The sequence below is a fragment of the Inhella proteolytica genome (assembly GCF_016093275.1).
Taxonomy (GTDB): domain Bacteria; phylum Pseudomonadota; class Gammaproteobacteria; order Burkholderiales; family Burkholderiaceae_C; genus Inhella; species Inhella proteolytica.
In genome coordinates this window covers 380,473-403,370 of record NZ_JAEDAK010000002.1, presented here as the reverse complement: position 1 = coordinate 403,370, position 22,898 = coordinate 380,473, and the positions used below count along the sequence as shown (strand labels likewise).

Genomic DNA, 22,898 nt, shown 5'->3' with positions numbered 1-22,898 from the left:
AGCCTAGGGCAGATTTCATCGAAAGCACCAGCCTCATTGCTGGCACACCGCTTGCACTGCAAGAGGCAGACCAGGAGGTGTTCGATGCGCAAGATGAAATTGGTGCTGGTGGGCAATGGCATGGCCGGGGTGCGGACCCTGGAGGAACTGCTGAAGCTCGCTCCCGATCTGTACGAGATCACCGTGTTCGGCGCCGAGCCGCACCCGAACTACAACCGCATCCTGCTCAGCCCCGTGCTGGCGGGTGAGCAGACGCTGGATGAGATCGTGCTCAACCCGCTCTCCTGGTATGCCGAGCACGGCATCACCCTGCACCTGGGCAAGAAGGTGACGCAGATCGACCGCGTGCGCCGCCGCGTGGTGGCCGAGGATGGCACCAGCGCGGACTACGACCGCCTGCTGCTGGCCACCGGCTCCGTGCCCTTCATCCCGCCCATCCCGGGCAAGGAGCTGGAGGGCGTGATCGCCTACCGCGACATCGCCGACACGCAGGCCATGATCGACGCGGCCGCGAAGTACCAACACGCGGTGGTGATTGGCGGCGGCCTGCTCGGCCTGGAGGCCGCCAACGGCCTGATGCTGCGCGGCATGCAGGTGACGGTGGTGCACCTGGCCGACTGGCTGATGGAGCGCCAGCTGGACCGCACCGCCGCCGAGCTGCTGCAGCACTCGCTGGAAGCGCGCGGGCTGAAGTTCCGCCTCGGCGCCAGCACGCAGGCCTTGATCGGCGGCCAAGACGGGCGGGTGATGGCCGTGCAGTTCAAGGGCGGCGAGGAGATCCCCGCCGACCTGGTGGTGATGGCCGCGGGCATCCGCCCGAACGTGGCGCTGGCGGAGTCGGCCGGCATCCATTGCCAGCGCGGCATCGTCGTCAGCGACACCCTGCAGACCATCACCGACCCGCGCATCTACGCGCTGGGTGAATGCGCAGCGCACCGTGGCATTGCCTACGGCCTGGTGGCGCCGCTGTTCGAGCAGGGCAAGGTCTGCGCCACGCACCTGGCGCAGTTCGGCATCGGCCGCTACAGCGGCTCGCAGACCAGCACCAAGCTCAAGGTCACCGGCATCGACCTGTACTCGGCCGGCGATTTCATGGGCGGCGCGGGCACCGAGGAGATCGTGATGAGCGACCCCTTCGCCGGGGTCTACAAGAAGCTCGTCATCAAGGGCGACCAGCTGGTCGGCGCCTGCTTGTATGGCGACACCGTGGATGGCAGCTGGTACTTCAAGCTGCTGCGCGAGGGCCGCAAGATCGCCGACATCCGCGACAAGCTGATGTTCGGGGAGTCGAACATCGGCGATGTGGGCCATCAGGGGCAGAACAAGGCCGCGGCGATGGCCGATGCCGACGAAGTCTGCGGCTGCAATGGCGTCAGCAAGGGCGCGATCTGCAAGGCCATCAAGGACAAGGGCCTGTTCACGCTGGACGAGGTGCGCAAGCACACCAAGGCCAGCGCGTCCTGCGGTTCCTGCACCGGCCTGGTCGAACAGCTGATCATGTTCACCGCCGGTGGCGACTACTCGGCCACGCCGAAGAAGAAGGCCATCTGCGCTTGCACCGATGCCAGCCACCAGGACGCCCGCGAGGCCATCCTCAAGGGCCATCTGACGAGCAAGGAAGAGGTCTTCCACGCCCTGGACTGGAAGACGCCGAACGGTTGCGCCACCTGCCGCCCGGCCATCAATTACTACCTGATCTCCACCTGGCCCAAGGAGGCGCAGGACGACCCGCAGAGCCGCTACATCAACGAGCGCAGCCACGCCAACATCCAGAAGGACGGCACCTACAGCGTGATCCCGCGCATGTGGGGCGGCGAGACGACGAGCTCTGAGCTGCGCCGCATCGCCGACGTGGTGGATAAGTACCAGATCCCCACCGTGAAGGTCACCGGCGGCCAGCGCATCGACCTGCTGGGCGTGAAGAAGGAAGACCTGCCTGCGGTGTGGAAGGACATCGGCATGCCCAGCGGCCATGCCTATGCCAAGGCGCTGCGCACGGTGAAGACCTGCGTGGGCTCGGAGTGGTGCCGCTTCGGCACCCAGGATTCAACCCAGATGGGCAAGGACCTGGAGCGCGCGCTGTGGCGCATGTACGCGCCGCACAAGGTCAAGATCGCCGTCAGCGGCTGCCCGCGCAACTGCGCCGAGGCCGGCATCAAGGACGTCGGCGTCATCGGCGTTGATTCGGGCTGGGAGATCTACGTCGCCGGCAACGGCGGTATCAAGACCGAGGTGGCCGAGTTCCTCTGCAAGGTCAAGACCGCCGAGGAGGTGCTGGAGGTCAGCGGCGCCTTCCTGCAGCTCTACCGCCTGGAGGGCTGGTACCTGGAGCGCACCGTGCACTACGTCGGGCGCGTGGGTCTGGACTACGTGAAGAAGCGGATCCTCGAAGACGCCGAGGGCCGCAAGGCGCTGTGGCAGCAGCTGCAGTTCGCGCTCGATGGCGAGCCCGACCCCTGGTTCGACTTCGAGCAGGCCAAGGTGGATCTGCGTCAATTTGCGAAGGTGCCGGCATGACTTGGACGACCGTGTGTTCCATCAAGGACATCCCCGTGCTCGGCTCGCGCCGCGTGGCGCGCCGCCAGGGCATGGACGTGGCGCTGTTCCGCAATGCCAGCGATGAGGTGTTCGCCCTGCTCGACCGCTGCCCGCACAAGGGCGGGCCGCTCAGCCAGGGCATCGTGTTCGGCCGCGGCGTGGCCTGCCCGCTGCACAACTGGACCATCGGCCTGGACAGCGGCCAGGCCCAGGCGCCGGACGAGGGCTGCACGCCGGTGTTCCAGGTGCGGGTGGCGGATGGCGTGGTGCAGCTGCTGCAGTCCGAGCTGGATTCGCATGCCTTGGACCTGGCACCGCCTCAAGCGGGTCCCTGCGCCAAGCGCATCCCGATTGCTGTGGGCTGAGCATGGAAACCCGCAGCACCTGCCCCTACTGCGGCGTCGGCTGCGGGGTCGTCATCGAACACGACGGCCAGCAGATCACCGGCGTGCGCGGGGACCCGGAGCACCCGGCCAACTTCGGCCGGCTCTGCACCAAGGGCCAGAACCTGCACCGCACCGCCAGCCCGATGGTGATCCAGGGTCAGCGTCTGCTGCAGGTGCAGCGGCGTGCCGCGCGGGGGGCTGCTTTGCAGCCCATCGAGTGGGACGAGGCCAACTCGCACCTTGTAGCCGAGCTGCTGCGCATCCACCGCGAACACGGCCCGGCGGCGATCGGCTTCTACATCTCCGGCCAGTTGCTGACCGAGGACTACTGCGCCTTCAACAAGCTGGCGCGCGGGGTGCTGAAGACGCCGCATATCGACTCCAACTCGCGCCTGTGCATGAGCTCGGCCGTGGTGGGCTACAAGCAGAGCCTGGGCGCCGACGCGCCGCCCTGCAGCTACGAGGACGTCGAGCAGGCGGACTGCATCCTCATCACCGGCGCCAACCCGGCCTGGGCCCACCCGGTGCTGTTCCGTCGCCTGGAAGTTGGCCGTGCCAAGAGGCCCGGGCAGAAGCTGATCGTCATCGACCCGCGCCGCACCGAGACGGCCGAGCTGGCCGACCTGCATCTGCAACTCCAGCCTGGCACCGACGTGGCCCTGATGCACGCGCTGCTGCATGCCTGCATTTGGCAGGGCTTCACCGACGCGGATTTCATCCGTGAGCACACCGAAGGCTTCGAGGCTCTGAAGGAGCTGGTGCGCGAATGGACCCCGGCGCGCGCCGCCAAGCTCTGCGGCCTGAAGGAGGCGGAGATCTGGCAGGCGGCCGAGTGGTTCGCCCGCGCGCCCAGCAGCCTGAGCCTGTACTGCCAGGGCCTGAACCAGAGCTCAAGCGGCACCGCCAAGAACACGGCGCTGATCAATCTGCACCTCGCCACCGGCCAGATCGGCAAGCCGGGCGCCGGGCCTTTTTCGCTGACCGGCCAGCCCAATGCCATGGGCGGGCGCGAATCCGGCGGCATGGCCACGCTGCTGCCTGGGCACCGCGACCCGGCCAACGCCACGCACCGCGCCGAGGTGGCTGCCCTTTGGGGCCTGGGCGCAGACGAGCAGTTGCCGGGCCCCGGCCACACCGCCATGGCGATGTTCGAGGCCGCCGCGCGCGGCGAGATCAAGGCGCTCTGGATTGCCTGCACCAACCCCGCGCAGAGCCTGCCCGACCAGGCGCTTGTGCGCGCCGCGCTGCAGCGCTGCGAGTTCGTCGTGCTGCAGGAGGCCTTTGCCGGCACGGCCACGGCCGACTTCGCCGACCTGCTGCTGCCGGCCGCCACCTGGGGCGAGAAGGAGGGCACGGTGACGAACAGCGAGCGCCGCATCAGCCGCGTGCGCGCCGCCGTGCCGGCGCCGGGCCAGGCGCGTGCGGACTGGGCCATCGTGCGCGAGGCCGCGCTGCGCCTGGACGCCGCCTTGAACCCGCAGCGCGCGCCGCTCTTCGCTGCCACCGACAGCCCCGAGGCGCTGTGGCTGGAGCATCGCGAATCCACGCTGGGCCGCGACCTCGACATCGGCGGCCTGAGCTACGAGACGCTGGAACGCAGCGGTCCGCAGCAATGGCCCTATCAACAAAGTGGCAAGGCCCGGCTCTACACCGACCACCGCTTCGCCACCCCCAGCGGCCGCGCCCGCTTCATCGCCACGCCCTACCGCGCACCGGCGGAGAGCGCGAGCGCCAAGTTCCCGCTGCAGCTCACCACCAGCCGTCTGCGCGACCAATGGCACGCCATGAGCCGCAGCGGCACCGTGCCGGGACTGTTCGCGCACGAAGGCGCGCCGGTGCTGAAGCTGCACCCGCAGGACGCGGCGCGCCGCCGCCTGCAGGCGGGCGAGCTGCTGCGCCTGCAGAGCGCGCGCGGCGAACTCGTCCTGCCGCTGGCCCTGGACGCCGGCGTGGCCCCGGGTCAGGCCGATTTGCCCATGCACTGGGGCAGCGAGTTCCTGGCCGGCGCCGGCATCAACGCGCTGACTAGCGGCGTGCGCTGCCCGGATTCGCAGCAGCCCGAGCTGAAGTTCAGCGCGCTGGCGGTGGAGCCCGCCCAGTTGCCCTGGCGGATCTCTGCCTGCGCCTGGGTGCCGGCCGCGCAGGGCGCCGCCTTGCGCGAGCGTTTGCGCGCCTTGCTGCCCGCCTTCGCCTTCGCCCAATGCCTGCCGGTGCCCGGCCCCGATGAGACCCAGCAAGGCTGGGCCTTCGAAGCCGCGCTGGCCGCACCGCCCTCGAAGGAGCTGGTGGCACAGCTGACCGCCGCCGTGGGCCTCGAAGGCGCGGGCGTGCACCGCTATGCCGACGCCGGCCGCGGCCGCCTGCGTCTGCTGCGCCTGCAAGGCGAGGGCGATGCGGCCGCGTTGCAGGCCTTTGCGCGCGTGGGCGAACAGGACGAGGCCGCCTGGCTGCAGCCGCTGTGGCGGGAGGGCCAGCGCGCCGCGCCGCTGGGCCGCTGGCTGCTCAGCCCCGGCGCGCCGCCGGCCGAGCTGCTGAGCGCGCCGCGCAGCCCGCAGGTCTGCAACTGCTTCGACGTGCGCGAGGACCAGATTCGCGCCTGCCTGGCCCGCGGTGACGGCAGCCTGGCCACGCTGCAGGCCGAGTTGAAGTGCGGCACGCAATGCGGCTCCTGCCTGCCCGCACTGCGTCGTCTGATGAGTGAAGGAGTGCCCGCATGATCACCACCCACCCTGTCGCTTTGGTCGGCGCCGGCCCCGGCGACCCCGAACTGCTGACCCTGCGCGCGCTCAAGCGCATCGAGGCCGCCGACGTGGTGCTGGCCGACGACCTTATCGACCCGCGCGTGCTGGCCTTGGTGAAGGGCCGGCTGCTGCGCGTGGGCAAGCGCGGCGGTTGCATCTCGACGGACCAGCACTTCATCCACGCGCTGATGCTGCGCGAGGCGCTCGCGGGCCAGCGCGTGGTGCGCCTCAAGGGCGGCGACCCCTTCGTGTTCGGCCGTGGCGGCGAGGAGGTCGACGCGCTGCGCGCCGCCGGCCTGGAGGTCGAGGTCGTCAGCGGCCTGACCAGCGGCATCGCCGGCCCGGCGGCGGTGGGCATTCCGGTCACCGACCGGCGCCACAGCCCGGGCGTGATCCTGGTCACCGGTCATGCCGGCGAGGGTTGCCGTGAGCCCGATTGGGATGCGCTGGCACGCAGCGGTCTGACCCTGGTGATCTACATGGGCGTGGCGCGCTGCGCCGAACTGCAGCAGCGCCTGATCGCCGCCGGCCTGGACCGGCACACGCCGGCAGCGGTGGTCAGCGCCGCCCACACCAGTCGGCAGCGCCACGCCGGCTGTCGGCTGGAGGAACTGGCCGACACCGTGCAGCGCGAGACCCTGGCGAGCCCGGCGCTGCTGGTGATTGGTGCGGTGGCGGCCCGGGCCTCAGAGCTTGTGGAAGCGGTTCAGGCTGGCGCTGGGGAGTGTGCCGAGCGCCGGCCTGTGGGGCGTATGCGGCGGGCGGCCGCTCGCTAGCGGCGCCTTCCGCCGGCTCTCAGAGCGTCAGAACGATTCCCAATCGCCACCCGCGCCCGCGGCGGCGGTTTGCGGCGCCATCCGGGGGGCGGCGGCGGGTGCGGCGGCCGCACGGGGAGTAGGTGCCGCACGCGGGCGCAGGGCCGGTGCGGCGGCCGCGCGCTGGGCGTGGGCCTCGCGCAGCTTGAACACGTCCACCACCTCGGCCAGCTTGGCGGCCTGGTGCTTCAGGCTTTCGGCCGCGGCGGCCGATTCCTCGACCAGCGCGGCGTTTTGCTGCGTCACCTGGTCCAACTGGTTCACGGCCTCGCTGACCTGGCCGATGCCCTTGGCCTGCTCGCCGCTGGCGGCATCGATCTCGCCGATCAGATCGGCCACGCGCCGCACCTGGGCCACGATTTCGCCCATCGTGGCGCCGGCCTCGGCCACCAGAGCCGAGCCGGTATCGACCTTCTCCACACTCTGGCTGATCAGGCTCTTGATCTCCTTGGCCGCCTCGGCACTGCGCTGCGCCAGCACGCGCACCTCACCTGCCACCACCGCAAAGCCGCGCCCCTGTTCGCCGGCACGGGCGGCCTCCACGGCCGCATTCAGCGCCAGGATGTTGGTCTGGAAGGCGATGCCGTCGATGGTGCCGATGATGTCGACGATCTTGCGCGAGCTGCTGGTGATCTCGTCCATGGTGTTGACGACGCGACCCACCACCTCGCCGCCCTTGGCGGCCACGCCGCTGGCCGAGGTGGCCAACTGGGTCGCGGTGCGGGCGATGTCGGCGTTTTGCCTCACCGTGGCGCTCATTTGCTCCATCGAGGCCGCGGTTTGCTGCAGGTTGGAGGCCTGCTCTTCGGTGCGCTGCGACAGATCGGCATTGCCCGTGGCGATCTCGGCCGAGCCGGTGGCAATGGAATCGGAGCTATGCCGCACTTGGCTGACGATCTTCACCAGGCTCTCGTTCATCTGACCGAGCGAGCGCAGCAACTGCGCCACCTCGTCGCGCCCGCGCACATCGATCTCGGTGCGCAAGTCGCCGGCGGCCACCTTCTCGGCCAGGTCGACCGCGCTGGATACCGGCTGGGTGATCGAGCGGGTGATCCACCAGCCCAGCCAACTGCCGAGGCTGAGAGCGACCAGGGCCGCAATGAGCGATACCCATTCGACCTGCACTTCGATGGCCTTGGCGTTGTCGTACTCCTTCTTGGCCTCGGTGACTTGAAGTTTGACCAGCGCCGCGAGCGAAGCGGCCACGGCGGGCGCCATCTCGTTCACCTTGCCGTCGTACACCTGCCGCGCGGCTTGCATGTCTCCGGCCAGCAAGGCCGCGCGCGCCGGAACCAGGCCCTGCTGGGCGTAGGCCGTGCGCGCCGTCACGTAGCGCTCGGCCAGTTGTTTCTCCTCTTCCGTCAGCGAGGTGGCCAGGTAAGCCTTCTGCAGCTCGTCGATGGCCTTGATGTTCTCGCTCATCTCCTTGGCATGCTTCTCGATCAACGCGGGTTCGGGCCGAAGCATCATTTCCGCCAGCAGGAAACGGTTGCGCACCGTCAGGCGGCTGATGTCGCCCAGCTGCTGCAGCGGCACGGTGCGGTCCAGGTAGACGGTCTCCAGACCGGCATTGACCCGACTCAGGCCGATGCGGCCCAGCACCGCCACCAGGATCAACAGCGCCAGGATGACGCCGAAAGCGAGGGCCAGGCGCGGCCCAATGCGAACTTGCTTCAACCAATCCATGTGCAGCTCCCCAGGGTGTTCATCTGACTCTAGGGAGCACGCGGGTCGGCTCGCATAGGGTTTGCACGAGGGGTTCGTCGGTACCGCCGTGAAACCGGCTTTGCATATTTCGCACGGTCGTACTAAAGTGGGACCATGGAAGCCAAGACCGAGCGCAGCGAGCTGACCCTGCAGGCCATCGTGGATACCGCTCTGCAGATGGCGATTGACGAAGGGCTGGAGAGCCTGAGCATCGGGGAACTGGCCAAGCGGCTCGCGCTGTCCAAGAGTGGGGTGTTCTCGCGCGTGGGCTCGCGCGAGGCCCTGCAGCTGGCGGTGATCCAGGAATACGACCGTCGCTTCCTGCAGGCCGTCTTCACGCCCGCGATGCGTGAGCCCCGGGGCCTGCCGCGACTGAACGCCATCATGCAGTTGTGGATCAAGCGTGCCGGCGATCTGGCCCAGGGCCATGGCTGCCTGTACTGCGCAGGTGCCTTCGAGTACGACGACCGCGAGGGGCCGGTGCGTGATCAGCTGCTGGATGGCGTGCAGCGCTGGCGCGCGGCCTTGCGCCGCACCGTGCAGCAGGCCATCGAAGCCGGTCACCTGGCACCCGAGGTGGACTCGGTGCAGATGGTGTTTGAGATGGATGCGCTCTTCACCGGCCTGCTGCGCGACGCCCGCTTCCTGCGCGACCCGAATGCCCCGGCACGCGCCTGGACCGCCTGGCAGCGGCTGCTGCGGGCCAGTCAGCCCCAACCCGCCAAGCCTTGAGCGAGACCTTGCGCGCACGGGCCTTCTTTTAACCTTTTAGCGCACGATCGTGCGAAGTGGAGCGAAACATGCAACTCACTCATCCCAACCCGGCGGCGGCCTTCTTCACCAGTGCGCCGGCGCGTGCCGTGGCCCGCCTGCTGCGTGGCCTGGATCGACTGGCTCCGCGGCTCAGCACGCGCTTGGCGCTGGGCCTGTTCTTCACGCCCCTGCCCACCAAGCGCCTGGCGCGCGGCCGGCCGGTTCCGGCGCCCTGGACTCTCAGTGAACTGCCCTTCGAGAACGGGCACCTCGGTGTGTGGCAGCGCGCCGATGCCCTGCCCGACGCGCCGCGCGTGCTGCTGGTACATGGCTGGGCGGGTGACGCCCAACAACTGCGGGCGCAGGGGGATCGGCTGCTGGCCGCGGGTCTGGCGCCGGTGCTGCTGGATCTCCCCGCGCACGGTCGTGCGGGAGGCTGGCGCACCAACCTGGGGCAATGGGTGCGGGCCCTGTTCGCCGTCACTGCGCGCTTTGGTCCCTGGCAAGGCGTTGTGGCCCATTCACTCGGTGCGGTGGCCAGCGCCCATGCCATGGCGCGAGGCCTGCCGGTGCAGCGCGCCGCTTTGATCGCACTGGCACCGCCGCCGCGGCTGTTCCTGAGCTGGTTTGCCGCCGCCATGGGGGTGGGCGAGGCCTTGGCCGAGCGCATGCAACGCCGCATCGAGCAACGCGTGGGCGTGGAGATGGCCCAGTTTGACCCTGCCTGGCTGGCCCCGCGCTTGAAGCAACCCACGCTGCTCGTGCATGACCACGCCGACCGCACCGCCCCCCTTGCTGGCAGCGCCGCCATGGCCGAGGGCGCTGCACAGGCCGTGCTCCTGCGCACCGAGGGTCTGGGGCACCGGCGCGTGCTGCAGGACGGCTGGGTGTTGCAGCAGGTAGAGCGGCATCTGGCCGCGCAGTGAGTCCGGCGGCGTCGGCCCGCTGACGCAGCGGGGCCTGCCGCCGCGCTTCAGAGCGGTGTGCCGTTCAGGCTGCCGCTCTTGAGTTCCGTCAGTTCTTCGCTGCCGCTGCCCACGACGCGCGTACGCACCGGAATGCCCTTGCCGTACAGATACCAGGTGGTGGTCACCTCATTGGAGTTGGCGCGCGTTTCGCGGTAGCGGCAACTGTCGTAGCTGCGCCCCAGGACGCTGATGTTCTCGCGCAGCTCGTAGGTCACGGTTTCGGTGTGGCTTTGGTCGCGTTCCGTGGCCTGAGTCGGGACTCCGTTGATGACGCTGGAGCTGGTTACCCGTGCGCCGACCGTGCGGGTGAGCGACTGGCCCGGTAGCAACGTGAACTCGCTGTTCAGATAGGCCGGTGCATACACGGTGCGTACCGTGCTCTGCAGATTGCCTTGCGGCGTGCGGATGTCCGACTCCACCTCGTCGCCCAGGTTCAGGATCAACCCATAGGCTGCTTCCTGCGCGTAATCTTTGCCCGCGATCGTGCTGAGCGTGGTGACGCCCGCTGCCGTCGAGCTTCCGGAGAGGGTGTAGGTGCTCTGAACCGCACTGGAACCGGCGAACGGAGTGTGCTGGGCAACCAGGGTATCCAAGGTGTACTGGCCGGTGCTGGCCGCGTCACCCGTGGTGCTGACCGTGTACTCCAGCTTGAGCCGGTTGCCGAGCTTCAGCGCGTCGGACGCGGCCATGGTGCAGCCGTTCAGGGTGTTGTTGGGCGGATTGGTCGGGCAGGTATCCGGGTAGACGTAGCAACTGTCGGCCTGGATTTGGCTCACGTAGTCGGCGATGCGACCGAAGCCGCGCAGGTTGTTGTTCGTGAATGGCCCGAGGCCGTAGATGCCGCCGTCTTCGGTGACCCCGAGGTAGTTGCCATTGGGGTAGGCGCGCACGGTGTAGGTCACGCCCTGGTAGTCCAGGCTGATGCTGGCCGGCCCCTTGGGGAAGCTTTCGGCGTACCGGTATTCGGCCCAGTCCAGCAGTTCCTTGGCGCCGACCGCGGTCTGCGCCTGGGCCCGGCGGTTCGGGCCTGCACTGCCGCCCTGGTCATGCATGGCGGTCACCAGGTCTCGCACAGCTTGTGGCGTCGTCTCCGGTTCGCGACCGCCACCGCAGGCGCTCAGAAGGATGGCGAGGCTGAGAAGGCTGAGGGTGTGCAAGGCTTTCATGACGGTGCTCCAGGGAAACCCTGGAACTTTGCCCCTTCCGGACCGTCGGCGGTAAACAGTTGTTGCGGTGGTTGTGGGCTCAGCTCGCCAGCTAGGTCGCAAGCTCCGCCGCCGAGCGCACGCCTAGCTTGGCGAACACACGCGCCCGGTGTACATCCACCGTCCGCACGGAGACATGCGGCTCATCGGCGATCAGCTTGTTGAGCATGCCGGGAGCCACGCGCTGCGTGGCTTTGCATTCTGTCGGGCTGCTCAGCCGGGCCCAACGCTTGGCGCTGCAAGAGTTCTCACTGGGCCGCCTGGTGCAAAGGCCAGGGTCTGTTTGATGCGGCCGACCAGCGCGTCGCTTCGGCAAACCACGCTCCCATTCCAAACGGCGGAGGCCTCCGCGAGCTGGCGAACAGATCCCGGCGCGGCGGCAGAATGCCCAACTTTTTGCTGCGCAAGCCCCCAAAGAGGGCCTTGGCTGCACGATCCGAGGGAGCGATATGAACCAGGAGCCGGCAGGTTTGCCTGTGCTGGAGTGGGTTCGCAGGGGCGACTGGACAAGCGTCAACACCTATTTCGCGCGCAAATCGCCGAGCACTGCCGACGAGTTTGCGGCCAGAGCACTGCTCCGGACTCTGGAAGATCGAAGCGTGGCGGCCGGAACCAGTGCGCTCGCAGACTGGCGACGTGCTTGCGCGCTCCAGCCTGACAACTTGATGTACGCGGTCAACCTGACGCAGGCGCTGCTGGATGAGGGTGAAGCGCGCGAGGCTTTGGACGTGGCGCTTGCGCTCAGGGCTCTTGCGCCGAGGTCTTGTCTCGTGCTGGAAAAACTGGCGCTGGCCCTGACGGCACACGATCGATGGGAAGAGGCTGGGGCCGTAGCCCAGCACGCCTGTGCGCTGGCCAAGGCTGAGGGACTGAAGTGGTCCGCTCGCGTCCAGGCTGTCTGGGACGATCTGGCGACTGCCTGGTGGCGCCCCGTGCATTTGGGAGCCTTGACCCTGCGCCTGCCAGAAGCCAGCGACCTGCCCTTCCTGGCTGACTGTTTTCGCGATGCGGACTTCATGCGCCGCTATCACCGCTTCCAGGGTAGTGAACCAGCGGACTTGCGGCGCTTTCTTTGGCGTGCCAAACGCCCCCCACATGAGGTGCGCCGTCGCGATTGGCTGGTGCAGGGACCGCAGGGCCGCCCCCTGGGCCTGGCGGCCTTGGTGGACATGGATTTCGGCAACTCGCGCGCCGAGCTCCTGGTTGGCCTGCCAGGCGTGCCGCGCAACTTGTCGTTGGGGCTGCAGGCCACCCTTGCAGCCATGCAGTTTGGCTTTGAGCGCCTGGGCCTAGCCAAGCTGGTCAGTCATGTGTATGCCGACAACTTGGAAGCCCAGGCCAACACCCTGCACCTTGGCTTTGTCCAGGAGGGGCTGCTGCGCGCGCATATTCAGACAAGTGCAGGGCCTGTAAACCTTTACGTCAATGGATTACTGCGTGATGAATATGCAGCTCATCCTAAGCTCAGGAAAATGCTGGCGCGCTGGCGATACCGCGCCCCGCTGCACAAAGAATCCGCTGATCTATTGCGTTGAACGATAAATTCATAGGGAGACTCAACAAATGTTCAATGAAAAAGACTTTGATCGCTTTGCTGTTGCTGGCAACACGCCTGCTTCTTGGGGTGGGGCCGAAGCGATGAAACAGGGCGCATCGACAGTGACCTCTCCGCCAAGACTCACTGAGGATGCGCGAACAATTAAAGGTGAATTATCCGTTTCTGGTGAAGTCGATCTTGTTTCTGTGTACCTGCAGAGGGATAGGGTATACAACTTCGTATGGTCTGGGATTCCCGGTATGTCGGTAAAACTGATGGATGCTGGGTTGCAGCCTGCAGCTGTCCAATTCTCCGGTTCGAGTATCCAAGTGCCAACGAGTGGAGAGTACTACCTCGCCGTGAGCGCATCCAATGGGGCGACCGGTGCCTACACACTGGCCGCGCCGAATTACACGGGTGTGATCCCTTCGCTCGAAGGCTTAGCAGCGCTGCGAAACGCATCCGGGCAGCTCGAACTGTTGCTGCGATTCAATGAGCCGGTGCTGCTGGGTACTGGGAGTTTGACCCTGGAGGTGCGCGGCGACGGCAAAAGTGCGCCGCAGAAGCTAACGATTTCAACTGCTTTTGCAAATGGCATCCGTGTGGAGGGTTCGAACGTCTATGTGCCACTGAATTTTGCCATCCGGCCCGATGCGGAGTTTGATCTGAAACTGTCACGTGGATTTGTTGAAAACATCGCCGGCCGAGACTTTGCAAATGATACTAGCACTTGGACTTTTCGCACGCCGAAGGGTCCTGCTATGCCGGATGATCATGGAAATGAGCGGGATCTCGCGACCTTGCTGACACCGGAGGGAGTAATCCCCGGTGCGCTGGATTATTTTGGTGATCGCGATGTGTTTCGCGCCGAGTTGAAGGCAGGCTACTACTATCAATTCGTCATGGTCAAGGTCGCCGCCGATGCTGCAGCCTATCCGCAAATGTTCGCCCAGGATTCAATGGGCAAACAGTTGCCTTCCCATAGTTTTCGCACGACGAATACGGCCGTCTGGGAGTTTGTGGCCGAGCAGACCGGGACTGTATATATAACCCCTGGCTTTGTCCGACTGGCCGGGGAGACTCCGGAGTCCTACCTGGGCTCCTATCGCATGCAATTGACCGAGCTTGGGGATGATCGCCCGCCCGGTCAGGTTGACACGATGGCGCTGGGTGGGAATGCCTTATCAGGCCGTATGGACCACATACTTGATGAGGAGAAGTTCCGGATTACTCTGGTTCAAGGTGAAACCTATGCCCTGATCCTGCGTCCGAAAGGTACAGAAGGGCCGCCACAGACCGATCTGCGGGTGATTGACCCCGGTGGAAAGCTCATCGCCAAGCTCGAAAGCGCGGAGTCTGACAAGTCCACTGTCTTGAGTTTTGTAGCTGCCCTGAGCGGGACTCATTTCGTTACGCTGGGCGCTTCCTGGATTGGGGACTATCAGATCAGCGCGGTACGGACTTCCTCGCAGCCGCAGGACGACTATCCACTAGACCGCCCCGGATTGATTTCACTTGGAGACCAGCTGAATCCTGGAAGGGTTGAGATACCCGGTGACATCGATTATTTCGAGGTTCGCCTTCAGGCTGGAATGAATTACGGCCTCAACGTTTCCCTGCCGAGTTCCGGTGACTTGAAGGGGGTGATGCTGAAGCTGTCTCTGCCGAGTGGCGAGGTCTTTCATCCGGGTTTTCAGTTTTCCCCTTCCGGGCAAAGCCTGTATTTTCAAGCGCCGGTGGATGGATTGTTCAAGCTGGCGCTTCAGGCGCGACAGGGTGAGTATGGTAATTATTCGTTGGGAGTCTACAGCCTGCCGATTCGCGATGATGTGCGGCAGGGTGCGAGTTCGCCTCTTCAAGTAGGCAAGCAGCATGCAGGGGACATCGAATACTTTGGGGACACCGACCGCTACGCGGTGAGCTTGGTGGCGGGGATCGAGTATTTGTTGTCGGCGAACCCGGCATCCACTTTCGGATCGCAGGCCGTCAATCCGATCTTGCGCCTACGCGGTCCAGATTCCACCATGATCGCAGAGAATGACGATTTTGGAGGTAAATCGAGTAGTGCGCACATTTTCTATCGCGCGCCCGCAAGTGGCACTTATTACCTGGATGTCTCCGGCACCAAGCAATCAAGTGGTGCCTATCAGGTATCTGCGATGGACGTTCAGAGCGTCGATACATTCCCCCGTGATGACGATGGCCTGGGCCGCTCGCTGGACCTGGGTGAGCCCTTGCAGGGGGAAATTGAATGGTCGCGTGACACCGATATATTTTCCTTTAGACCGGTTGCAGGCTACGGCTATGAAATTCGTATCGCCGGGGCGGGCACTAACCCGCTGGGCGCGGTCAAGGTCAGTCTCAAGCTCGGAACCAACTTCTTGCAGCAGATGACCAGTGCGCAAGCCGAAGCCAACGGTGATATTGTGATGCGCTGGAAGGCCAGTCAAACTGATTACCACCTTGTGATTGTGGAAGGTTTGAATGGGAGTGCTGGGGGCTACCGGATTGTCTTCGATGAGGCCGATTTGCGTGGGCCCACGCTGGTTGGCAGCCGGCCAATGGATAATGCGACCCAGCTGGCGCGCAACTCAAGTTTCGAGTTCGATTTTTCTGAACCGATCAGGGCTGGTGCGGGCAGTTTCAGGTTGTATGGTCAATCAGGTAATCTGCTTCAGACCCTTGACGCCCGCGATTCGGCGCGGGTGGAATGGATGGGCAGCAAGGTGGTGCTCAGGCCGAAGGACGAACTGCCGCTCGGTGCCTCTGTCTACTGGCTGATCGACGAGGGGGCCGTGACGGACTCGAGCGGGAACCGCTTTGCGGGGGTTCAGGACCGGACGGCGCTCAGCTTTACCACGGTAACCAGCGACGACCACGCTGCCCGCTCAGCAGGGTCTGGCAGGGTGCTTGTGAATGAGCGAGCGGCCAACGGCCGGGTGGAGGCAGCGCGCGATGTCGATTGGTTTCAGGTGGAACTCAAGGCTGGGGCCCAGTACAGCTTTCAGTTGACCCCGTCCGGCTTTGGCCGGGACGCGATACCCGCTCTGTCCTTGGTCGATCCCTTCTTGCAGGCTATCGCTGCGACGACGAGCCAGCTCAGCGATGGCTCACGCGTGCTGAGCCATGCGGCCACTTACACGGGCACCTATTTCATTGCTGTGGCAGCCGGTACAGGGTTGGGCAGCTACCAGGTGAGCGCGCGCGAAATGGATCAGCGTCCGCCGGCGCTGAAGTCCCTGGATCTGGCCGCCTTGACTGTGCCCGCCGCACGCAATACCAACCTCGCCCTGCTGTTTGATGAGCCCATCAAGGCGGGCTCTGGGGCCATCGAGCTGCGCAACTTGACGACCGGGGAGCTGAGAACGATTGCTGCCTCGGACAGCCGCCAAGTGTCGGTCGACGGCAACAAGCTGATAGTCAATCCTGGAGCCGACCTGACGCCGGGTCGCTACGAACTGGGCCTGACGGCGGGCGCGGTGCTCGATCTGGATGGCAATGCCCTGCTTGGCTTGGCCAAGGCGCCCGGTCAAGATTTCTCGGTCAGCGCAGTGAATGGGGCGCCCACCGCCTCTGGCCTGCAACGCGAACTTATGGAGGACGCCAGCTTCAGCGGCAGTGTGGCTTACGCCAAAGACCCCGATGGCGACACCTTGAGCTATCACCTGGTGGCACCCGCCGAGTACGGCGAGGCTACGCTGACCACGTCTGGCACCCTGACCTACAAGCCCCCTGTCAATTGGAACGGGCAGCAGGTGCTGCAACTGAGTGCACGGGATGGGATGGGGGCCGAGGTCCGCTTCCCGGTGACGCTCACCGTATGGAGTGTTCAAGACCAGTTCAAGGGCACGGCCGGCGCCGATCGCATGCCGGGGTTCCCGGGCTGGGACAACTACTTCGCCATGGAGGGCGACGATTGGGTGGAGCCCGGCAAGGGCAATGACCAAATCGACGGCGGAAGTGGCCTGGACCATGTGGTGTTGTCCGGGCCGCGCAGCGAACATCAGCTTCAGGCAGTGGGGCAAAGCTGGACCGTGCGGCACCCGAGCGATGGCACCAAGAAGCTCGTCCAGGTGGAGCGCGTTCACTTCAGTGATCTGGCCGTCGCGCTGGACTTGCATGGTGCGGCGGGCATGGCCGCGCGGGTGGTTGGCGCTGTCTTCGGACCGAGCTTCTTGACCAACCGGGAGCTGATGGGGCTGGCCATTCAGGCGGCCGACCAGGGCCTCGGTACGGAGGAACTGGTGCGCTTGGCGCTGGCGCAACCGCTGTTCAAGCAGCTCGCAGGGGGTGATTCCGCGTCTGCCCTGGTTGGCCATGTCTTCAACAACGTCGTAGGGAGGTCTGCGCAGGCGGAGGAACTGAGGCACTTCAGCGACTTGATCGAATCCGGCTCCCAGAGCGCGGCCGCCCTGGTGAGCCAGGCTTGCCTCCTGGAGCTCACGGCCATCCAGATCAATCTGATCGGATTGTTCCAGCAGGGGCTGGAATATGAGCCTGTCGGCCCCTGAGCTCAGGACCCTGCAAGGGATGTGATCGGAGGCTCTCAGCTCGCCAGCAACGTTGCCAGCTCCGCCGCCGAGCGCACGCCCAGCTTGGCGAACACCCGCGCCCGGTGCACCTCCACCGTGCGCACCGAGACATGCAGCTCGTCGGCGATCACCTTGTTCAGTTTGCCGGCCGCCACGCGCTGCATGACCTCGCGCTCGCGTTCCGTCAGGCTGCCCAGGCGTGCCTGGCGTTCGGCGCAGCGCGAGCCCTCACTGCGCATCGCGCGGGCCACGGCCAGCGCCTGCTCGATGCGGTCCACCAGGGCGTTGTCGCTGTAGGGCTTCTCCAGGAAGTCAAAAGCGCCCTTCTTGAGGGCGGCGACGACCATTGGGATGTCGCCATGGCCGGTCAGGAACAGCACCGGGTTGTGCAGGCCGCGCGCCAGTAGCTCGTCGTGCAGCCGGGTGCCGCTCAGGGGCTCCATGCGCACATCGAGCAGGAATACGCCCAGCGGGGGCGTGCGTTCGCCGTCCAGTGCGGCCAGCAGCTCGGGGCCGCTGGCAAAGCTGCGCACCGTGAGGCCGCGCGAGCCGAGCAGGAAGGCCAGGGCGTCGCGCACCGCGTCTTCGTCGTCCACCAAATAGACCAGGGCGTCGTCGGCGTTCATGGGCAGGGCAGGCTGAAGGAGAAGCGCGCACCGCCCAGGGTGGCGGTGCCGGCGTCTAGCACGCCATGATGCGCCTCGATGATGGATCGACAGATCGCCAGGCCCATGCCCATGCCCTCGGGCTTGGTGCTGTAGAAGGGCGCGAACAGGGCCTCGGGTGCGCGTCCGGCCAGGCCTGGGCCGTTGTCGCAGACGTCGACGATGACGAAGCCCCCGGCGCGCCGGCTGCTGAGCCGGACCTGGCGCGCGCCGGGCTGATCGAGCAGGGCGTCGGCGGCATTGCGCAGCAGGTTGATGGCGACCTGCTCGATCAGCACGGCGTCGGCCTGCACGGCGGGCAGGGCGGCGTCCAGCTGCACGTCAACCTCGATGCCGCGGCGCTGGAACTCCTTGGCCAGCAGGGCCAGGGCCGATTCGAGCACCGGGTTCAGCGCGCAGGGTTCCAGCTGCGGCTCGTGGCGGGTCAGGAACTGGCGGATGCGCTGCACCACGCGTCCGGCCTGCGCGGCCTGCTCGCCCAGGCGCTGCAGCGCGCCCAGCACCGGTGCGTCCGCCACGCCCAGGCGCTGCAGGGAATTGAGCACGCCGGCGTTGTAGCTGGCAATCGCCGTGAGCGGCTGGTTCAGTTCATGCGCCAGCGTGGAGGCCACCTCGCCCAGCATGGTCAGGCGCGCAGCCTGGGCCTGGGCCTCGACCTGCCGCGCTTCGCGCTCGGCCAGACGCTTGCGCTCGGTGATGTCGAGGATGGTGCCCAGCCAGCCGATCTGCTGGCCGGCCGCATCCACCAGCGGCGACTCGAACACCAGCACATCGAGCTCGCGGCCACTGCGGTGGCGCCAGCGCGCCTCGTAGCCTTCGCGCGGCGCCTGGCCGGCCAGGCTGCGCTCGCTGCGCTGCATCACCTCCTGGATGGCGTCGGGCGGCCAGTAGGGCATGGGCGGCGCGCGGCCCACCAGCTCGGCCTCGCTGAAGCCCACCAGCTCGCAGAAGGTGCGGTTGACGGAAAGCAGGCGGCCGCCGGCATCACGGGCGCGCAGGCCCACCAGGGCACTGTTCTCCACCGCGGCACGCCAGGCGGCTTCGGCGCGCCAGCGCGCTTCGGCGCGTTGCACGCGCTGCATCTGGCGGCGCAGGCCCCAGCTCGCGGCCATGCTGAGGGGGATGAAACCGGCGATCAGCACGCCCACCAGCGGGCGCAGGCCGGCCGGACTCGGCTCGCGCAGGATCAGTTCCAGGCTGGCGTCGGGCGCGCTGTCGTCCAGGGCCACGCGGTAGCTGGGGCGGGTGTCGGCCTCCATGCGCACCGGCGCGTGCGTCAGGGCTGCGATGACCTGCTCGTTGCCGTCAATGATCTGCACGTCGTAGCGGCGCGCCAGCCACCAGGGCAGGGCCTGCTTGAGCAGCTGGGCGGGGCTGTAGCGCAACACCAGGCTGCCCTGCGGCAGGGGCTGCTGCAGGTGCAGGCTCAGGCCTTCATTGCGGCGCGGCTGCAGCGGCAGCTGCTCCTTGACGCGGTTGTCGCCGTCCAGCCAGGTGATGCCGGTCCACAGGCCCTGCAGGCCGGCCTCGACCTCGGGCTGGGCGCCCAGCAGGGCGTCGGGGCGCTCGCGCAGCGTGGCGGCCAGGTTGCGCAGCGCGGCGCGCTCCAGCGCCAGCTGGGCGCGCAGCGGCGTGGCGGCACTCAGCGCGTCGGCAATCAGGGTCTGGCGCTCGCGCTCGCGCTCGGCGGCTTCGTCCGCCAGCGCCCAGGCCAGCACGGCGGCCACGAACACCAGGGCCAGCAGAGCCGGCAGGGCCCACAGGCCGCGGCGCAGCAGGCGAAGCAGCAGACGGGGCAGGGCGGGCATGGCGCCACTCTACGCAGGGCCAGTGGCCGCAAGGGCACGGCGGCGGCAGAAATGTGGAAGTCCACAACTGACGCGGCGGCGTCCGAATTTCCACAATCGCCGTCACCCCATTCCATCCACGGAGACCGTCATGAGCCTGTTCGCCCGCACCCGCCGCCTGGCCATCCTCAGCACCGCCCTGCTGGCGGCCGGACTGAGCTGGGCCCAAGCCCCGATCGTCATCAAGTTCAGCCATGTGGTGGCGAACGACACGCCCAAGGGCAAGGCGGCCGACTTCTTCGCCAAGCGCGCGGCCGAGCTGACGGGCGGCAAGGTCAAGGTCGAGGTGTACGCCAACAGCACGCTCTACAAGGACAAGGAAGAGATGGAGGCGCTGCAGCTCGGCGCCGTGCAGATGCTCGCGCCCTCGCTCGCCAAGTTCGGGCCGCTCGGCGCGAAGGAGTTTGAGGTCTTCGACCTGCCCTTCATCTTTGACAACTACGAGGAGCTGCACAAAGTCACCCAGGGCCCGGTGGGCAAGATGCTGCTGGGCAAGCTGGAGGGCCGCGGCATCAAGGGCCTGGCGTTCTGGGACAACGGTTTCAAGTCCTTCAGCGCCAACAAGCCGCTCAAGAGCCTGGATGACTTCAAGGGCCAGAAGCTGCGCATCCAATCCAGCAAGGTGCTGGAATCGCAGATGCGCGCCCTGGGCGCCCTGCCGCAGGTGATGGCCTTCTCCGAGGTCTACCAGGCGCTGCAGACCGGCGTGGTGGACGGCACCGAGAACCCGCACAGCAACCTCTACACCCAGAAGATGCACGAGGTGCAGAAGCATGTGACGCTGAGCGACCACGGCTACCTGGGCTATGCGGTGATCACCAACAAGAAGTTCTGGGACGGCCTGCCGGCCGATGTGCGCGGCAAGCTGGAGCAGGCGATGACCGAGAGCACGGCCTACGCCAACCGCATCGCCAAGGAAGAGAACGACGCCGCGCTGGAGAAGGTCAAGGCCAGCGGCAAGAGCCAGGTGCACGCGCTCAGCGTGGCCGAGCGTCAGGCGATGAAGAAGGCGCTGGTCAAGGTGCACCAGGAGATGGCCTCGCGCATCGGCCAGGAAACCCTGAATGCTGTCTACAAGGAAACCGGCTTCGACCCTTCGAAGCTTTGAACGCCGGAGCTGGATCTCGCACGACCCCGGCCGCGCGCCGGGGTCCCCCTTGCTGCTGAACAGGAGCCGGCATGCGCATCCTTGACCATCTGGAGGAAGGTCTGATCACCTTCCTGATCGGCGCGGCCACGCTGATCATCTTTGCGGCGGTGCTGCACCGCTATCTGTCGGGCCTGGCCATCCCGGGCGTGCAGACCTGGCTGCTGAGCCTGAACTTCGGCTGGGCGCAAGAGCTCTGCATCATCATGTTCGTGTGGATGGCCAAGTTTGGTGCCGCCTATGGCGTGCGCACCGGCATCCATGTGGGCGTGGACGTGTTGATCAACCGCCTGAGCGCGGCGATGCGCAACAAGTTCATCGTCCTAGGCCTGCTGGCGGGTGCGCTGTTTACCGGCGTGATCTCCGCCCTCGGCGCCACCTTCGTGTGGGAGAACGGCGCGCACTACGCGATCTACAAGGCCTTCGGCCTGTCGATCGAGGGCCTCTTCGAGGGACCGACGACGCCGGATCTGGAGTGGCCGACCTGGGTCGTCTATGCCGCCATCCCGATCGGTTCGGCGCTGATGTGCTTTCGCTTTCTGCAGGTCACCGTGTCCTTCGTGCGCACCGGTGAGCTGCCGCACCACGACCATGGCCATGTCGACGGCCTGGACGAGGAAGACCCGGCTGTACCAGGCCAGTTGGACCAGGTGTTCCGCATGAATGACGACCTGCATCCGCGCATTGGCGACGAGGAGAAGAAGCCATGAGCACTGCCATCATCTTTGGCCTGCTGGTCGTGCTGATGCTGACCGGCATGCCGATCAGCATCTCGCTTGGCCTGACCGTGCTGAGCTTCCTATTCGCCTTCACCCAGGTGCCGATCGAATCGGTGGCGCTGAAGCTGTTCACCGGCATCGAGAAGTTCGAGATCATGGCGATCCCCTTCTTCATCCTGGCAGGCAACTTCCTCACCCACGGCGGGGTGGCGAAACGGATGATCCGCTTCGCCACTTCGATGGTCGGTCACTGGCATGGCGGCCTGGGTCTGGGCGGCGTGCTGGCTTGCGCGCTGTTCGCCGCGGTGTCGGGCTCCAGCCCGGCCACGGTGGTGGCCATCGGCTCCATCCTGCTGCCGGCCATGGTCAAGGCGGGCTTTCCGAACCGTTTCGGGGCGGGCGTCATCACCACCTCGGGGGCGCTGGGCATCCTGATCCCGCCGTCGATCGTGATGGTGATGTACTCGGTCTCGACCAATACCTCGGTCGGCGCCCTGTTCATGGCCGGTGTGGTGCCGGGTCTGCTGCTGGCCTTCTTCCTCGGTTTCACCACCTGGTACCGGGCGAAGAAGTTCAACTACCCGCGCCAGCCCAAGGCCACATGGGCCGAGCGCGGCAAGGCGCTGCGCGAGTCGATCTGGGGCCTGCTGCTGATCGTCATCGTGATGGGCGGCATCTACAGCGGCATGTTCACGCCCACCGAGGCCGCGGCCATGAGCGCCGTCTGGGCCTTCATCACGGCCGTGTTCATCTACAAGGACATGGGCCTGAAGGACGTGCCCAAGGTGCTGCTTTCGAGCGCCAACATGAGCGCGATGCTGCTCTACATCATCACGAACGCGGTGCTGTTCAGCTTCCTGATGACGCACGAGAACATTCCGCAGCAGATGGCCGACGCCATGATCGGCACCGGCGTGGGCATGATCGGCTTCCTCATCATTGCCAACATCCTGCTGCTGATCGCCGGCAACTTCATGGAGCCGAGCTCCATCGTGCTGATCCTGGCGCCGATCCTGTTCCCGATCGCGATGAAGCTGGGCATCGACCCGGTGCACTTCGGCATCATCATGGTCGTCAACATGGAAGTCGGCATGTGCCACCCGCCGGTGGGGCTGAACCTCTATGTGGCCTCGGGCATCACCAAGATGGGCATCACCGAGCTGACCATCGCCACCTGGCCCTGGCTGCTGACCATGCTGGTGTTCCTGGTGCTGGTGACCTACTGGCCCGCACTCAGCCTGGCCTTGCCGCGGGCGCTAGGGATGGTGGTCTGACGCTTCAACAGGCGTCAAGCAGCAGCGGGGGCCTTGAGCCCCCGCTGCTGCTTTGTTGCGCGCT

Annotated in this window: 15 protein-coding genes and 1 pseudogene; 11 read left to right on the top strand and 5 right to left on the bottom strand. The window is 66.4% G+C overall.

Annotated elements, in window-relative coordinates; translation table 11 throughout:
* Positions 1-84: 84 nt before the first annotated feature.
* The 4 genes from nirB to cobA are packed head-to-tail and all read left to right on the top strand — an operon-like array spanning position 85 to position 6,441.
* Entirely contained in the window at positions 85-2,517 is a 2,433-nt protein-coding gene (gene nirB / locus I7X39_RS04415) for a nitrite reductase large subunit NirB (RefSeq protein WP_198109750.1), read from the top strand.
* Positions 2,514-2,903 carry a nitrite reductase small subunit NirD gene (nirD, locus tag I7X39_RS04410; protein WP_198109749.1) on the top strand — a complete coding sequence of 130 codons (390 nt, stop codon included), beginning with the start codon at positions 2,514-2,516 and terminating at the stop codon, positions 2,901-2,903. Before nirB ends, nirD begins: the two co-directional genes overlap by 4 nt.
* 2 nt (positions 2,904-2,905) lie before the next feature.
* Positions 2,906-5,641, top strand: a complete 2,736-nt coding sequence (locus I7X39_RS04405) for a nitrate reductase (RefSeq protein WP_198109748.1) — start codon at positions 2,906-2,908, stop codon at positions 5,639-5,641.
* Entirely contained in the window at positions 5,638-6,441 is an 804-nt protein-coding gene (gene cobA, locus I7X39_RS04400) for a uroporphyrinogen-III C-methyltransferase (protein ID WP_198109747.1), read from the top strand. Before I7X39_RS04405 ends, cobA begins: the two co-directional genes overlap by 4 nt.
* 27 nt (positions 6,442-6,468) lie before the next feature.
* Here cobA and I7X39_RS23605 read toward each other — a convergent pair whose 3' ends face one another.
* Positions 6,469-8,166: a methyl-accepting chemotaxis protein gene (locus tag I7X39_RS23605; RefSeq protein WP_198109746.1), complete on the bottom strand. Its 1,698-nt coding sequence runs from the start codon at positions 8,164-8,166 to the stop codon at positions 6,469-6,471.
* 135 nt (positions 8,167-8,301) lie between these two features.
* Here I7X39_RS23605 and I7X39_RS04390 point away from each other — a divergent pair, with 135 nt between their 5' ends.
* Together I7X39_RS04390 and I7X39_RS04385 are read left to right on the top strand one after the other, a co-directional pair.
* On the top strand, positions 8,302-8,919 hold the full coding sequence (locus I7X39_RS04390; RefSeq protein WP_198109745.1) for a TetR/AcrR family transcriptional regulator: 618 nt from the start codon (positions 8,302-8,304) through the stop codon (positions 8,917-8,919).
* 68 nt (positions 8,920-8,987) lie between these two features.
* The gene (locus I7X39_RS04385; RefSeq protein ID WP_198109744.1) at positions 8,988-9,866 is read left to right on the top strand and encodes an alpha/beta hydrolase; all 879 of its coding nucleotides are present in this window, start codon (positions 8,988-8,990) and stop codon (positions 9,864-9,866) included.
* Between the two features lie 47 nt (positions 9,867-9,913).
* Here the strand turns inward: I7X39_RS04385 and I7X39_RS04380 are convergent, their stop codons facing one another.
* Both I7X39_RS04380 and I7X39_RS23795 read right to left on the bottom strand, forming a co-directional pair.
* Positions 9,914-11,074 carry a hypothetical protein gene (locus tag I7X39_RS04380; RefSeq protein ID WP_198109743.1) on the bottom strand — a complete coding sequence of 387 codons (1,161 nt, stop codon included), beginning with the start codon at positions 11,072-11,074 and terminating at the stop codon, positions 9,914-9,916.
* 91 nt (positions 11,075-11,165) lie between these two features.
* Positions 11,166-11,336, bottom strand: a pseudogene (locus I7X39_RS23795) (LuxR C-terminal-related transcriptional regulator); the annotation flags it as partial.
* 226 nt (positions 11,337-11,562) lie between these two features.
* On the opposite strand from I7X39_RS23795, the gene I7X39_RS04370 reads away from it, so the two are divergent.
* Together I7X39_RS04370 and I7X39_RS04365 are read left to right on the top strand one after the other, a co-directional pair.
* A complete protein-coding gene (locus I7X39_RS04370; RefSeq protein WP_198109741.1) occupies positions 11,563-12,648 on the top strand; it encodes a GNAT family N-acetyltransferase in 1,086 nt (361 codons plus the stop codon).
* Positions 12,649-12,676: 28 nt separating this feature from the next.
* Positions 12,677-17,161, top strand: a complete 4,485-nt coding sequence (locus tag I7X39_RS04365; RefSeq protein ID WP_198109740.1) for an Ig-like domain-containing protein — start codon at positions 12,677-12,679, stop codon at positions 17,159-17,161.
* A gap of 35 nt (positions 17,162-17,196) precedes the next feature.
* Here the strand turns inward: I7X39_RS04365 and I7X39_RS04360 are convergent, their stop codons facing one another.
* Together I7X39_RS04360 and I7X39_RS04355 are read right to left on the bottom strand one after the other, a co-directional pair.
* Positions 17,197-17,808: a response regulator transcription factor gene (locus tag I7X39_RS04360; RefSeq protein ID WP_198109739.1), complete on the bottom strand. Its 612-nt coding sequence runs from the start codon at positions 17,806-17,808 to the stop codon at positions 17,197-17,199.
* A complete protein-coding gene (locus tag I7X39_RS04355) occupies positions 17,805-19,655 on the bottom strand; it encodes a sensor histidine kinase (protein ID WP_198109738.1) in 1,851 nt (616 codons plus the stop codon). The genes I7X39_RS04360 and I7X39_RS04355 overlap by 4 nt, the downstream gene beginning before the upstream one ends.
* A gap of 130 nt (positions 19,656-19,785) precedes the next feature.
* Here I7X39_RS04355 and I7X39_RS04350 point away from each other — a divergent pair, with 130 nt between their 5' ends.
* The 3 genes from I7X39_RS04350 (at position 19,786) to I7X39_RS04340 (ending at position 22,834) form a co-directional block, all read left to right on the top strand.
* A complete protein-coding gene (locus I7X39_RS04350) occupies positions 19,786-20,802 on the top strand; it encodes a TRAP transporter substrate-binding protein (protein ID WP_198109737.1) in 1,017 nt (338 codons plus the stop codon).
* A 71-nt stretch (positions 20,803-20,873) separates the two neighbouring features.
* Positions 20,874-21,551, top strand: coding sequence for a TRAP transporter small permease (locus tag I7X39_RS04345; RefSeq protein WP_198109736.1), 678 nt, complete (start codon positions 20,874-20,876; stop codon positions 21,549-21,551).
* The gene (locus I7X39_RS04340; protein ID WP_198109735.1) at positions 21,548-22,834 is read left to right on the top strand and encodes a TRAP transporter large permease; all 1,287 of its coding nucleotides are present in this window, start codon (positions 21,548-21,550) and stop codon (positions 22,832-22,834) included. Before I7X39_RS04345 ends, I7X39_RS04340 begins: the two co-directional genes overlap by 4 nt.
* Positions 22,835-22,898 lie beyond the last annotated feature (64 nt).